Origin of the sequence: Micromonospora sonchi (genome assembly GCF_014646235.1) — a bacterium.
GTDB lineage: Bacteria > Actinomycetota > Actinomycetes > Mycobacteriales > Micromonosporaceae > Micromonospora > Micromonospora sonchi.
The window spans coordinates 1-12,927 of sequence record NZ_BMNB01000018.1 but is presented as its reverse complement, the minus strand read 5'-3'; the positions used below and the strand labels follow the sequence as shown (position 1 = coordinate 12,927).

General features: G+C 72.0%; 14 protein-coding genes, 1 tRNA gene and 1 pseudogene. 5 read left to right on the top strand and 11 right to left on the bottom strand.

The genetic code is table 11. The features are described 5' to 3' along the window. The first annotated feature begins 1 nt into the window (after window position 1). A complete protein-coding gene (locus IEY61_RS19225; RefSeq protein WP_189046305.1) occupies window positions 2-310 on the top strand; it encodes a hypothetical protein in 309 nt (102 codons plus the stop codon). Between the two features lie 11 nt (window positions 311-321). Here the strand turns inward: IEY61_RS19225 and IEY61_RS19220 are convergent. Together IEY61_RS19220 and IEY61_RS19215 are read right to left on the bottom strand one after the other, a co-directional pair. Then, window positions 322-441 (bottom strand): annotated as a pseudogene (locus tag IEY61_RS19220) (haloacid dehalogenase); the annotation flags it as partial. Window positions 442-576: 135 nt separating this feature from the next. Next, window positions 577-660 (bottom strand) — tRNA-Tyr (locus IEY61_RS19215). 148 nt (window positions 661-808) lie between these two features. On the opposite strand from IEY61_RS19215, the gene IEY61_RS19210 reads away from it, so the two are divergent. Further along, window positions 809-1,303, top strand: a complete 495-nt coding sequence (locus IEY61_RS19210) for a YajQ family cyclic di-GMP-binding protein (protein WP_189046303.1) — start codon at window positions 809-811, stop codon at window positions 1,301-1,303. Window positions 1,304-1,537: 234 nt separating this feature from the next. Here the strand turns inward: IEY61_RS19210 and IEY61_RS19205 are convergent, their stop codons facing one another. The 8 genes from IEY61_RS19205 to IEY61_RS19170 all read right to left on the bottom strand — a co-directional run bounded on the left by IEY61_RS19205 (window position 1,538) and on the right by IEY61_RS19170 (window position 10,545). Beyond that, entirely contained in the window at window positions 1,538-2,797 is a 1,260-nt protein-coding gene (locus IEY61_RS19205) for an MFS transporter (protein WP_189046301.1), read from the bottom strand. Window positions 2,798-2,963: 166 nt separating this feature from the next. Continuing rightward, on the bottom strand, window positions 2,964-3,836 hold the full coding sequence (gene htpX / locus IEY61_RS19200) for a zinc metalloprotease HtpX (protein ID WP_189046299.1): 873 nt from the start codon (window positions 3,834-3,836) through the stop codon (window positions 2,964-2,966). Between the two features lie 106 nt (window positions 3,837-3,942). Next, the gene (locus IEY61_RS19195) at window positions 3,943-5,406 is read right to left on the bottom strand and encodes an NADH-quinone oxidoreductase subunit N (RefSeq protein ID WP_189046498.1); all 1,464 of its coding nucleotides are present in this window, start codon (window positions 5,404-5,406) and stop codon (window positions 3,943-3,945) included. An 11-nt stretch (window positions 5,407-5,417) separates the two neighbouring features. Beyond that, a complete protein-coding gene (locus tag IEY61_RS19190) occupies window positions 5,418-7,028 on the bottom strand; it encodes a complex I subunit 4 family protein (RefSeq protein ID WP_189046297.1) in 1,611 nt (536 codons plus the stop codon). 40 nt (window positions 7,029-7,068) lie between these two features. Continuing rightward, complete coding sequence (locus IEY61_RS19185) at window positions 7,069-8,967, bottom strand: NADH-quinone oxidoreductase subunit 5 family protein (protein WP_189046295.1); 1,899 nt, start codon at window positions 8,965-8,967, stop codon at window positions 7,069-7,071. Beyond that, window positions 8,964-9,359, bottom strand: coding sequence for an NADH-quinone oxidoreductase subunit NuoK (nuoK, locus tag IEY61_RS19180; protein WP_189046293.1), 396 nt, complete (start codon window positions 9,357-9,359; stop codon window positions 8,964-8,966). Before nuoK ends, IEY61_RS19185 begins: the two co-directional genes overlap by 4 nt. Further along, window positions 9,356-9,898 carry an NADH-quinone oxidoreductase subunit J family protein gene (locus tag IEY61_RS19175; RefSeq protein WP_189046291.1) on the bottom strand — a complete coding sequence of 181 codons (543 nt, stop codon included), beginning with the start codon at window positions 9,896-9,898 and terminating at the stop codon, window positions 9,356-9,358. Before IEY61_RS19175 ends, nuoK begins: the two co-directional genes overlap by 4 nt. Further along, a complete protein-coding gene (locus IEY61_RS19170; RefSeq protein WP_229706060.1) occupies window positions 9,895-10,545 on the bottom strand; it encodes a NuoI/complex I 23 kDa subunit family protein in 651 nt (216 codons plus the stop codon). The genes IEY61_RS19175 and IEY61_RS19170 overlap by 4 nt, the downstream gene beginning before the upstream one ends. Before the next feature lie 185 nt (window positions 10,546-10,730). Between IEY61_RS19170 and IEY61_RS19165 the strand changes: the two genes are divergently transcribed. After that, on the top strand, window positions 10,731-11,306 hold the full coding sequence (locus IEY61_RS19165) for a Uma2 family endonuclease (protein ID WP_189046289.1): 576 nt from the start codon (window positions 10,731-10,733) through the stop codon (window positions 11,304-11,306). Window positions 11,307-11,320: 14 nt separating this feature from the next. Here IEY61_RS19165 and IEY61_RS31285 read toward each other — a convergent pair whose 3' ends face one another. After that, entirely contained in the window at window positions 11,321-11,482 is a 162-nt protein-coding gene (locus IEY61_RS31285; protein ID WP_229706102.1) for a hypothetical protein, read from the bottom strand. A gap of 29 nt (window positions 11,483-11,511) precedes the next feature. Between IEY61_RS31285 and IEY61_RS19160 the strand changes: the two genes are divergently transcribed. Together IEY61_RS19160 and IEY61_RS19155 are read left to right on the top strand one after the other, a co-directional pair. Further along, a complete protein-coding gene (locus IEY61_RS19160) occupies window positions 11,512-11,640 on the top strand; it encodes a CPBP family glutamic-type intramembrane protease (RefSeq protein ID WP_229706057.1) in 129 nt (42 codons plus the stop codon). Window positions 11,641-11,746: 106 nt separating this feature from the next. Further along, entirely contained in the window at window positions 11,747-12,790 is a 1,044-nt protein-coding gene (locus IEY61_RS19155; RefSeq protein WP_189046287.1) for a glutathione S-transferase family protein, read from the top strand. Window positions 12,791-12,927: the final 137 nt, after the last annotated feature.

Sequence of the window (12,927 nt, the reverse complement as noted above, 5' to 3'; positions counted from 1 at the left end):
GATGGAGACCTGGCGCTTCCTAGCGGGTGTCGCGATGAGCGTGACTATGTGCTTCGTAGGCGTCGCCCTCGCCACCAACTTTCGCGGCGTGGCGGAGAGGCACGTGCACCGGTCGATGTTCACCGCGAGCGCGCTCCGGCGAGTTCCGCGTTGGGGCTGGCTACCAGATGTCACGCACAATGAGCGTCCAGCACGCTTCATCCTGCTGGAACGGGTGATTGGCGTAGCTTTCGCTGCGGTCGGTCTCGTGTTCTTGGTTGTTCTCGGCTACAGCGCCTTGACGGATCAGCCGATGCGGATGGTGAAGTAGGCAACCTGACCTCAGCCGCCGACCAGGTCGATCAGCGCTGTAGCTATCTCGCCCATGCTGGTGACCACCGCGCCAGTCCTGGCGAGCCGGAAGGCGTCTACCTTCGCCGGCCGATTCGCGTAGCCGACCAACGAGTTGCTGCTGACCACCGCCACCGCGATATGCCCACAACGCGTCGCAACGGGCTGGACTCAGCCGGACCGAGCTAGATCAACGAGAACGGCCCCCGATCAGCATTCCTGCTGGTCAGGGGCCGTTGTCGCACCTGGTGGCGGGTAGAGGATTCGAACCTCTGTAGCTTTCGCGACGGATTTACAGTCCGCTCCCATTGGCCGCTCGGGCAACCCGCCAGGGCGTACCACCGCACCGGCGGCGCGGCAGCGAAGCAAGAATAGCGGCTTCCCCCGCCACCGTCGCAACCGGGTACCGTCAGGGTGTCGTACCCCTGGTCATCAGGGGCAAAGGATCCCAAACCAGCCGGACAGCAGGAGCATGAGCATGGCAGCGAACCCGTCGTTCGACATCGTGAGCAAGGTCGACCGCCAGGAGGTCGACAACGCTCTTCGTCAGGCGGAGAAGGAGCTCACGACGCGGTTCGACTTTCGGGGGACCGGCGCGGAGATCTCCTGGTCGGGCGAGGAGGCGATCAGCGTCCAGGCCGAGACGGAGGAGCGCGTACGGGCCGCGCTGGAGGTGTTCAAGGAGAAGCTGATCAAGCGCAACATCTCGCTGAAGTCGCTGGACGCGGGCGACCCTCGGTCGTCGGGCAAGATTTTCAAGATCGATGCCAAGGTGGTGCAGGGCATCGACCAGGAGAAGGCCAAGGCGATCAGCAAGAAGATCCGCGACGAGGGCCCCAAGGGCGTCCAGGCCCAGATCCAGGGCGACCAACTGCGCGTGACCGGCAAGAAGAAGGATGACCTCCAGGCCGTCATCGCGCTGCTCAAGGCGGAGGACTTCGACGTCGCCCTCCAGTTCACCAACTACAAGTAAGGCTCTGCCCGCGCCGCTGGCCACCACGAAGGGCTGGCGGCGGGCCGGGCGGGGGCAACATTCACCTCCGAGTACGCCGACGCGCTCGTCGACGCGCTATGCGCCCCTGGTCAGCGACCGAAGATCAGCAGGAGCACCACGGTCGCGATCGCGCTGATCAGGATCGAGGCCAGGCAGCCCAGCCGGTTCGAGAAGAAGAGGAACACCGTGCCGGTATACCCGCCCGGCGCGCGGTCAGACCGGGGTCGGGACTTCGACGCGTACGGTGGCGGCCTCCGCGCGGGCGATGGGGCCGGCGGGCAGGGCAGCGACCCCGGCCCCGACGGCGACCGCCGCACCGGCGAAGAGGAAGGCCCAGGGCACGCCACCGCCGTGATCGATGATCAGCCCGGCGGTCGCGCCGCCGGCGGCGCTGGCGCCGACCGACATGGTCACCACCCAGGTGTACGCCTCGTTCAGCATGCCGGGCGGCGAGATCCGACCGACCAGGGTGTTCTCCAGGGTCAGCGCCGGGGCGATGGTGGCCCCGCCGATGATCAGCGCCACGCCGAGCGCACCCGGCGTGGGCATCAAAGCGAAGACGGCGAAGCTGCCCGCGAGCCCGGCGAGCAGCCAGGAGAACTGGCGGGTCATGTTGCGGGCCGGTCGCCGTACCCCGAACCAGAAGCCGCCGACGGCGCTACCGATCCCCCAGACGGCCAGGAGCAGGCCGGCGAGGCTGTCCGGGTCGTCCGGGGTGTAGCGGGTGGCGAAGGCCGGGACGGTCACCCCGGCCACCCCGAAGGCGATGCCGAGGCTGGCCACGCAAAGCAGCAGCGCCGAGAAGCCGGGCACCCGCAGCGGTCCCAGCCCCCGCGTGCGGTGCTCGCCGGGGTGCGGCTGCCACCCGCGCATGGTCCGGCCGAGCGCCACCGCCACGGTGCCGACCAGGGTCACCACCGCCGCGCCGATCAGTGCCGCGCCGGCGTCGGCGAACAGGACGAACCCGGCCACGAGTAGGGGGCCGAGCACGAAGACGATCTCGAACAGGGTGGTCTCCGCGGCGAGCGCGGTGTTGCGCAGGTGGTACCGGCCGGAGGTGACGCTGGTGAGGTCGTTCCAGGCGCCCCGGATCGCGGCGGTCATCGGCGGGTACGACCCGCCGGCCAGCGCCGCGGCCACCAGGACGGCGGCGAAGGGTGCGGTGTCGGAGCGCGCCGACCAGAGCAGCCCGACCAGGGCCAGCGGGTGCGCGACCGCGGTGGCGAGCAGCACCGGGGTGGGACCGATCCGGTCGGCGATCCGGCCGGCCACCGGGCTGAGCGCGGCTCCGGAGAGGGCGTAGGCGCCACCGGCCAGGGCGGCGAGTGAATACCGCCCGGTGACCTGTTCCACCACGAGCAGCAGCGCCAGCGGCGTCATGCCGATGCCGAGCCGGCCGATGATGCCGGTCACCAGCAGCATCGGTGCGCCCGGAAGCTGCCAGACGGCCAGGTAACGGCGCAGCCCAGCCACGAGCGACCTCCAGAAATGTAATGAGCGAGAGCTGTCCGAACCCTAACGCCCCACCCGACAAGCATTGTTGATCATGAGGTTAGCGGCAGTATTCGATCTTCAAAGTGCCGCTAACCTCATGATCAACGCGGGCTCGGGTGGGGCGGGTGGGGTGGGGTGGGGTGGGTTAGCGCTGGTAGCGGACCGGGCCCGTCTGGTGGGCCATCTGCTCCAGGCGGGCGACGCGCTGTTCCATCGGCGGGTGGGTGGCGAAGAGCGCGGCCACGCCGCCGCCCCTGAACGGGTTGGCGATCATCAGGTGGGCGGTGCTGGTGAGCTGACCCTCGGCCGGCAGCGGCCGGCGCTGAGCCCCCATGTGGATCTTCCGCAGGGCGCTGGCCAGGGCCAGCGGGTCACGGGTCAGCTCGGCGCCCGAGGCGTCCGCCTGGAACTCACGGCTCCGGCTGATCGCCAACTGGATGACGGACGCGGCGATCGGCCCCAGGATGATGGTCAGCAGCAGCACGAGCGGGTTCGGGCCGTCCTCGTCGCCGCCGCCCAACGGGATGAACAGGGCGAGGTTCGCCAGCATGGTGATGATGCCGGCCAGACCGGCCGCCACGCTGGAGATGAGGATGTCCCGGTTGTAGACGTGTGACAGCTCGTGCCCGATCACGCCCCGCAGCTCGCGGTAGTCGAGCAGCTCGACGATGCCCTGGGTGACGCAGACCGCGGCATGCTGCGGGTTGCGCCCGGTGGCGAACGCGTTGGGCTGGGCGGTCGGGCTGACGTAGAGGCGGGGCATCGGCTGCCGGGCCTCGGCGGCCAACTCCCGCACCATGTGGTACAGCTCGGGGAACTGCGCCTCGCTGACCGGTTGCGCCCGCATCGCGCGAAGTGCCAGTTTGTCGGAGTAGAAGTAGGTGACGCCGTTCATCACCAGCGACACGAGTACGGCGATGACCAGTCCGCCACTGCCACCGAACCAGTAGCCCACCGCCAGGATCAACGAGGTGAGCAGGCCGAGCAGTGCGGCGGTCTTGAGACGGTTGTGGTGCACGATCACTCCTTCGGTGCACGGATGCCAGGATCCGCTGACCGGTACAACACACCGGTACCCGTCAACCATCCGTCTCATGACTGAGAGTTACCTGAGCGACAGTCGCTCAACTCCCGGCAAGATCGAGCACCAACTGCGGCGCGAAGCCGACGATCACGGCCAGCACGGTGGCCACCGCCAGCGCCCCGGCGACCGCGCGGGCCGGCCGGGCGAGGGGGGTCACCGCGTCGCCGGTCGGGGCGTACAGCAGCGCGGCGAAGCGGAGGTAGTAGGCCAGACCGATGACCGCGTTCACCGCCACCACCAGGGCCAGCCAGCCGGCACCGCCGTCGAGCAACGACCGGACCACCGCCACCTTGGCGAAGAGTCCGGCCAGGGCGGGCGGCAGGCCGGCCAGCCCGACCAGCGCGAACGCGAGGGCGGCGCCGATCCACGGATGCCGGCGGGCGGCGCCCCGCAGCTCGTCCAGGCGGCCGCCGTCCGCGCCGGCCGGGCGCAGGGCCACCACACCCGCGAAGGCCGCCAACTCCAGCAGCACGAAGAAGACGGCGTACGCCAGGGCGGCGGCGTACGCGCCGGTGCGGGCGTCGGCGTCGGCCAGGGCCAGGGCACCGAGCGGGGCGAGGATGTAGCCGGCCTGGGCCACCGAGGACCACGCCAGCAGCCGCACGGTACGCCGCTGGCGCAGCGCCACCAGGTTGCCCACGGTCATGGTCAGCGCGGCGACCAGGGCCAGCACCGGCCCGGTCACCCCCTGCGGCAGCGCGAGCTGTACGACGGCCAGCAGGGCGACCACGCCGCCGAGCTTCGACGCGGTCGACAGGTACGCGGCCACCGGCAGCGGCGCCCCGTCGTACGTGGCCGGGGCCCAGGCGTGGAACGGCACCGCCGCCACCTTGAACGCCAGCCCCGCCACCAGCACCGTCACGGCGACCCCGGTCAGCGGCAGGTCGAGCAGTTCCGAGCGGTCCGCCAGCGCCACGCCCAGCCGATCCAGGTGCAGCCCGCCGGTGACCGCGTAGAGCAGCGCGGCACCCAGCAGGGTCAGCGTGGTGGCCACCACGCTGACCACGAAGAAGGTCAACGCCGCCTCGGCGCTGGCCAGGCTGCCCCGGCGCAGCCCGACCAGGATGTACAGCGGCAGGGTGAGGGTCTCCAGCGCCACGATCAGGGTGATCAGGTCGCCGGCCGCACCGAGCACCACACCGCCGGTCATCGAGCAGGCGAGCAGGAAGCAGAACTCCCCCACCGGGGTTCTGCCGGCCCGCAGCAGCGGCCCGGACAGCGCCAGCACCCCGAGGGCCAGCAGCGCCACCAACGCGGCGACCAGCGCCGCCCGGCCACCGAAGACGTACGAGCAGTCGGGGCCGACGCAAAAGGTGCGGCGCTCGGCACCGGCACCGACGACCGCCGCCCCGACCGCAGTGGCGACCGCACCGGTGGCCGCCGTGGCCACGGTGGCCGCCGGCCGGGCCAGCAGCAGGTCGACCAGGAGCGCCAGTACGGCGGTCCCGGCGGCCAGGTACGCCGGCAGCAGCGCCACGCTGTCGACGCTCTGCGCCATGCTCACGCCCACCCCGGTCATCGCAGCACCTCCATCAGGGCGTTCACCGGCGCCTCGGCCACGCCGAGCACCAGGGCCGGCGCCAGCCCGACGGCCAGCGCGAGCAGCACCAGCGGCGCCCAGGCGGCCAACTCGGCGCCGGCCAGCCCCGACCGTTGCCCGACGACCGCCGGGTGTCCGGCCGACTCCGACGGCTGCCCGACGACCGCCGGGTCGCCGGGCAGACCCGGCCGCAACGCGGCGACGGCCGGGCTCGGCCGGCCGTGGGTCACCCGACGCAGCAGCCGGAGCAGGTACGCCGCCGTCAGCGCGCCGCCGAACGCGGCCAGCACCGCCAGGGTGGTCCAGAACGGGCCGCCGGACTCGATGGCGGCCACCACGGCGAACGCCTCACCCCAGAAGCCGGCCAGTCCGGGCAGGGCCAGCGAGGCGATCGCCGCGAAGGCGAGCAGCCCGGACAGCCGGGGCGCGACATCCCGCAACCCGGACAGCTCGCCGAGCGCGCCGGTGCGGGTCCGGTCCTTGATCGCACCGGCCAGGAAGAAGAGCAGGCCGGTGATGATGCCGTGCGCGACGTTGCCGATCAGCGCCGCCTGGATGCCGGTGGCGGTCAGCGTGGCGATCCCGAGCAGCACGAAGCCCATGTGCCCCACGCTGGAGTACGCGATCAGCCGCTTCAACTCGGTCTGGGCCAGGCAGACCAGCGAACCGACCAGGATGGCCGCGACGGCGAGCACGCCGAGCACCGGTGCCGCCCAGCGGGCACCGGCGGGGGCCACCCCGACGGCGACCCGGATCAGGCCGTACGTGCCCATCTTGAGCAGCACCCCGGCGAGCAGCACGCTGCCGACGGTGGGGGCCTGGGTGTGCGCGTCCGGCAGCCAGGAGTGCAGCGGCCAGAGCGGGCTCTTCACCGCGAAGGCGAGCGCGAGCAGCACGAACGCGGCGAGCTGGGTGCCCCGGGACAGCCCGGCGCCACCGGTCAGCGCGACGATGTCGGCGGTGCCGGCGGCGGCCACCACGACGTAGACCCCGACCAGCAGCAGCACCGAGCCGAAGAGGGTGTAGAGGGCGAACTTGCGCCCCGCCCGCCGGCGCGCGTCGACCGCCGCCGCGTCGCTGCCTTCGCCGCCCCAGCCGACGATGATCGCGTACATCGGCAGCAGGACGACCTCGAAGAAGAGGAAGAAGAGCACCAGGTCCAGGGCGAGGAAGGTGCCGAGGATGCCGACCTCGACCACCAGCAGCAGCGCCACCAGGGCCCGACCGCTGCCGCCGGCCGGCACCCGCCACAGGCTGTAGCCGCAGCAGAGCAGCGTGAGCAGGGCGGTCAGCACCACCAGGGGCCAGGAGATGCCGTCCACCCCGAGGTGGAACCGCAGGTCCAGCCCCGGCACCCAGGGCAGGTCGAGCGAGTGCCAGGGGCGTACGGCCGGCGGGGTCGGCCCGTAGGCCGTCCAGGCACCGGCCCGATCGGCGACCAACGCGAGCGCCGCGACCAGGGTCAGCGCGGCGGCGACCGTGCCGATCACCCGGGCGGCCCGGTCGCGCGGCGTGGCCGCCACCGCCAGGGCACCGAGGGCCGGTACCGCGAGCACCGCGACCAGCAGGAACTGCCCGAAACTCATGCCACCCCTCCGGTCCTACCCGCTGCCGGTCTGCCGTGCCTCATGAGGTGGCTCCGATCAGTGCGGTGGCCAGCCCGATCAGCAGGACGCCAGCGAGCAGCGCGGCGGCGGCGCGGGGCAGCGCCGCCCGGTGCAGGGCACCGAGCCCACCGCCGAGGGCGCGGGCACCTCGCCCGGTCCCGGTCACCGCCCCGTCCACCACCCGCTCGTCGACGGCGCGCGTCGCCCGGCCGAGTGCGGTGGTCGGGCGTACCACCAGGGCGTGCTGGACGTCGTCGAGGCGGAACGCGCGGGCGAAGACCGGCCGCAGCGGACCGAGCGCCGCCGCCGGATCGGCAGCGGTGTCCCGCCGCCAGCCGGCCCAGGCCAGTGCGGCCCCGAGCAGCAGCAGCGCCAGCGGCAGCACCATCAGCGGCCCGACGTGCACCAGCCTCGGTGCCCCCAGCTCACCGGCCGCAGTCGACAGCAGCCGGCCGGCGAACCACGGCGAGAACCCGGCCAGGCCGAGCAGCGCGGCGGGAACGGCGAGCAGCAGCACCGGCCAGCGCAGCACCCCCGGCGGATCGTGCGGCGTGGCCAGCGGGTCGCGGGCGGCGCCGAGGAAGGTACGCAGCAGCAGCCGGGTGGCGTACCAGGCGGTGATCGCGACCCCGACCAGCCCGGTGAGGAACACCAGCCAACCGACCCATGCCGGGGCCGGACCGCCACCGAGCAGGGCGTCCTCGGCGGCGGCGAGCACACCCTCCTTGCTCCAGAAGCCGGACAGCGGCGGTACGCCGGCCAGCGCGCCCAGCCCGATCACCATGCACCAGAAGGTGACCGGCATGCTGTGCCGCAGCCCGCCCATCCGGGACATCGACGCCGTGCCGACGGCGTGGATCACCGCACCGACGGCGAGGAAGAGCAGCGCCTTGAAGGCCGCGTGGGTGAGCAGGTGGAACAGCGCGGCGGGCGGGGAGCCGACGGCGAGCGCCCCGGTCATGTAGCCGATCTGGGAGACCGTGGACCAGGCGAGCACCCGCTTGATGTCGTCCTGCGCGGTGGCGGCGAGCGCGCCGAGCAGCAGGGACACCGAGGCCATCACCCCGAGCACCGCCAGCACGGTGGGAGTCGCCGCGAAGAGCGGCCAGAGCCGGGTGACCGCGTACACGCCGGCGGCCACCATGGTCGCAGCGTGGATCAGCGCGGAGATCGGAGTGGGGCCGGCCATCGCGTCCGGCAGCCAGGTGTGCAGCGGGAACTGGGCGCTCTTGCCGGCCACCCCGGCCAGCAGCAGCAGGCCGGCGGCGGTGCGGGTGGCGATGCTGTGGTCGTGGGCGAGCACGTCGGCGATCCGAAAACTGCCCGCCGAGACACCGAGCAGCGCGATGCCGAGCAGGAAACCGACGTCGCCGACCCGGGTCACCAGGAACGCCTTCACCGCTGCGGCCGGCGCCTCCGACAGCCGCCGGTCGTGGGCGATCAGCAGGTACGAGCAGATCCCCATCACCTCCCAGCCGACCAGCAGCAGGATCAGGTCCCCGGAGACCACCACCAGCAGCATCGCAGCGGTGAAGAGACTGATCTGCGCCGCGTACGGCGGGTAGCGGCGGTCGACGTCCACGTCGTCGTGCGGGCCGCGCTCGAGGTAACCGGTGGAGTAGACCTGCACGGCCAACGCGACCGCGGCGACCGCGACCGCGACCAGCGCGGCGGCGCCGTCGAGGCGTACCCCGAGGGTGACGGTGAGCCCGCCGAACCGGATCCAGGTGGTCGACGCCTCCACCGGGTCGACCAGGGTGACCAGCAGGGCCACCGCCAGGGCGAGGGCACCGGCCGCGCCGGCCACGCCGAGACCGATGGCGACCCGCCGGCGGGCGAACGGCAGCAGCAGACCGACCAGAGCGGCGGCCAGCGGTACGACCGGCAGCAGCGCACCCAACAGCGCGGTCGTGTTCACCGCTCCCCCTCCGGCGGCCCGGCCACTGCGGTGACGGTGGTTTCCCCGATCGCGCCGGCGACCGCCGGGACCGGTTCGTCGGCGCGGCGCTCGGTCAGCGGCACCTCGTCGACGGCGATGCTGGCCCGCATCCGGTAGAGCTGAAGCACGATCGCCAGCCCGACCCCGACCTCGGCGGCGGCCAGAACGATCACGAAGAGCGCGAAGACCTGCCCGCCGTGCGGCAGCAGCGCCTTCGCCGTGGTGTCGGCGGTGACCAGGATGAGGTTCACCGCGTTGAGCATCAGCTCGATTGCCATCAGCACCAGCACCGCGTTGCGTCGGCGCAGCACGCCGTAGACGCCGAGGCCGAAGAGCAGGGCGGCGGTGACGTACGGGATGACCGGTCTCACCGCAGCGGCCCCCGCGCACCCTTTGAGGTGTCCGTCGCCGGGCGCTGGCCGATGTCGGGGCGGGACAGCACGACGGCGCCGACCAGTGCCGCCAGCAGCAGCACCGAGAGCAGTTCGAACGGCAGCACCCAGGCACCGAAAACCTGCTCACCGATGCGTTCGGCGGTGCCCGCCCGGGGCAGTTCCACCCTCGTCCAGCGGTACGCGTCGACCAGCAGCGCCGCCAGGCCCAGTCCGACCCCGCCGCCGATCAGGGCGGCCGGCCAACCCGGACGGTCCAGATCGTCCGAGGCGCCGATCGGCGCACGGGTCAGCATCACGGCGAACAGCAGCAGCACCACGACCGCGCCGACGTAGATCAGCACCTGCACCCAGGTCACCAGTTCGGCGGTGAGCACGAGATACATGCCGGCCAGAGCGACGAGGCAGACCACCAGGTAGAGCCCGGCGCGGACCAGATGCCGCGTCGCCACCACCAGCACGCCCGCGCCGACGGCCACCGCGCCGAGGGCGAGCAGCAGCGCGTCCACGCCGGTCACGCGGGCGTACCTTCCTCGTCACCGCCGCTGGCAGGCGTGCCGCCAGGGGACTCGGCTCGGCGCAGGGCGGGGCGTTCGGGGCGTACCGCCGGGGTGGTCGGGCGGGCGGCGGGGGCGGCGGGGAGCGCGGCCTTGCGCGCGGCGGCGGTCTCCTCCTTGGCCGGCTCGCCGTTGCGGTCGTGCGCGGGCGGCGGCGGTACGGTGGCCATCCACTCGCCCAGGTGATCCTTGTCGTGCAGCAGGTCCTTGATGTCGTACTCGGCGTACTCGAACTCCGGCGACCAGTAGAGCGCGTCGAAAGGGCAGACCTCGACGCAGATGCCGCAGTACATGCAGAGCGAGAAGTCGATGTCGAACCGGTCGAGCACGTTGCGCTGCCGGGGACGGGCCGCGCCCGGCACCGCCACCTCCTCCTTGTGCGAGTCGATGTAGATGCACCAGTCCGGACACTCGCGGGCGCAGAGCATGCAGACCGTGCAGTTCTCCTCGAGCAACGCGATCACCCCGCGTGAGCGGGGCGGCAGATCGGGGGCAACGTCCGGGTACTGCTGGGTGGTCGAGCGCCTCGTCATCGTCTTCAACGTGACGGCCAGCCCCTTGGCCAAGCCGCTGCCGGGCACGCCCGCCGCCTCGCCCCGTTCGCTCATGCCGACACTCCGCTGCGCTCCGTGTCGTCACGAGGCACCACCGCGCTGACCCGATGATTCGCTCGCTGACGCTCGCTCATGTCGACCATCCTGCCCTGTGTGCACGGCGCGCGCGACCACGACCCGGGCCCTGTCGGCAGTACCGTGACCACGGGGAGAACGACGCATCGGAAAGGACCCGTCGAATGACCGCCGCGCTGCACGACGATCTACCGCCGTCGGGCGAGTGGACGACCGACGACCTCGACGCCCTGCCCGACGACGGCCGCCGCCGCGAACTGCTCGATGGAGTGCTGCTCGTACCCCCCTCCCCCACCGCCGCCCACCAGACCATCGCCATGCGACTCATGGTCGCGCTCGAAGCGGAATGCCCGGACGAGTACGAGGTGACCCAGGGCGTCGAGGTGCGGATCAACCGCACCCGGTCCTTCATCCCGGACGTCCTGGTCATCACCGCACCGGCGGCGGAACGCCGGCCCGCGCGGTACGAGCCGCACGAGGTGGTGCTCGCCGTCGAGATCGTCTCGCCGACCAGCCGCTCGATCGACCGGGTGCTCAAGCCGGCGCTCTACGCCCAGGCCGGCATCCCCTACTACTGGCGGATCGAGACCGATCCGGCCGGTCTCGTCGTACACACGCACCGGATCGATCCGGTGCACGAGGTCTACACCGAGACCGGACGGTGGACCAAGTTCGTCGACACCGGTGAGCCGTTCCCGGTGAACCTGTCGGTGGCCCGACTGACCCCCAGGTACCTCTGAACCGGTTCCGCCGGTCAGCGCGGCGGCCCGGCGGGTGCCGCGGCTCGGGACAGGCCGGCGAGGTGGGCGTCGATCAGCGCGGTGGCCTCGGCGGAGCCGAGCGCGTTGCAGAGCAGCCGGACGGTCAACCCGTCCAGGAGGGCGGCCAACGCGCTCGCCGCACTCCGTAGGTCGATCTCGGCCGCGACCCCGCCCCTCCGCGGGCGTGTTCTTCGCCGGGCTGGTCTTCGCCTGGCTGCTGCACCGGTACCGGAACCTCTGGGTGCCGATCCTGGCCCATGTGGTGAGCAACGGTGCCCTGGTCGTGCTCGCCTTCGCCGCCCAGGCCGCCTGATCGCCGCTTCCGGCTCGGTCACCAACGCTGCTTGCCGGGCCGGCGGGCGTAGCGTCAGCCATGATGGGACCCGAACGGCAGCCGGCACGGGGCGAGGAGCGAGGCGATGACGGCGGACAATGGCACGGGCCAAAGGCAGACCGGCGGGAAGTACGTCGAGCCGGGCGAGTTCAAGCGGGACCAGAACTACATCACCACCCGGATCACCGCCGACGGGCGGGACGGCTATCCGGTCGAGCCGGGTCGCTACCGCCTGGTGGTCAGCCGCGCCTGTCCCTGGGCGAATCGACTGATCATCGTGCGCCGCCTGCTGGGGCTGGAGGAGGCGATCTCGATGGCGGTCGCCGGGCCGACCCACGACGCCCGGAGCTGGACCTTCGATCTCGACCCCGGCGGGCGGGACCCGGTGCTCGGCATCGAGCGCATCCAGGAGGCGTACTTCGCCCGCTACCCCGACTACCCGCGCGGGATCACCGTGCCGGCCATGGTGGACGTGCCGACCGGGCAGGTGGTGACCAACGACTACGCCCAGATGAGCCTGGACCTGTCCACCGAGTGGACCGCGTACCACCGCCCCGGTGCCCCGGACCTGTATCCGGAGCACCTACGCGCCGAGATCGACGAGGTCAACGCGGTGGTCTTCCGCGACGTCAACAACGGCGTCTACCGGTGCGGCTTCGCCGGGAGCCAGGAGGCGTACGACAAGGCGTACGGCCGGCTGTTCGACCGGCTCGACTGGCTCAGCGAGCGGCTTGCTGGGCAGCGGTACCTGGTCGGTGACACGATCACCGAGGCCGACGTGCGGTTGTTCACCACGCTGGTGCGCTTCGACCCGGTCTACCACGGTCACTTCAAGTGCAACCGGCAGAAGCTCAGCGAGATGCCGGTGCTGTGGGCGTACGCCCGGGACCTGTTCCAGACTCCCGGCTTCGGCGACACGGTCGACTTCGACCACATCAAGCGGCACTACTACGAGGTGCACCGGGACATCAATCCGACCGGCGTGGTGCCTCTCGGCCCCGACCTGTCGAACTGGCTCACCCCCCACGACCGCGAGTCCCTGGGCGGCCACCCCTTCGGCCCCGGCACCCCACCCCCACCCCCCACCCCCACCGAACGCGTCGACCCCACCCACACCCCCCTGCCCTAACCACCCCCCACCCGTTACCTTTTTCGTGGCCCTGAGGCAAGGGCTCGCTGGTCACCGAGGCCGGTATGACTTACTGCCCCTGTCGTGTGCATGATCCGGGGGGTGTTGTCGCCGGTCTCGGTGGGCACTGGTGGACC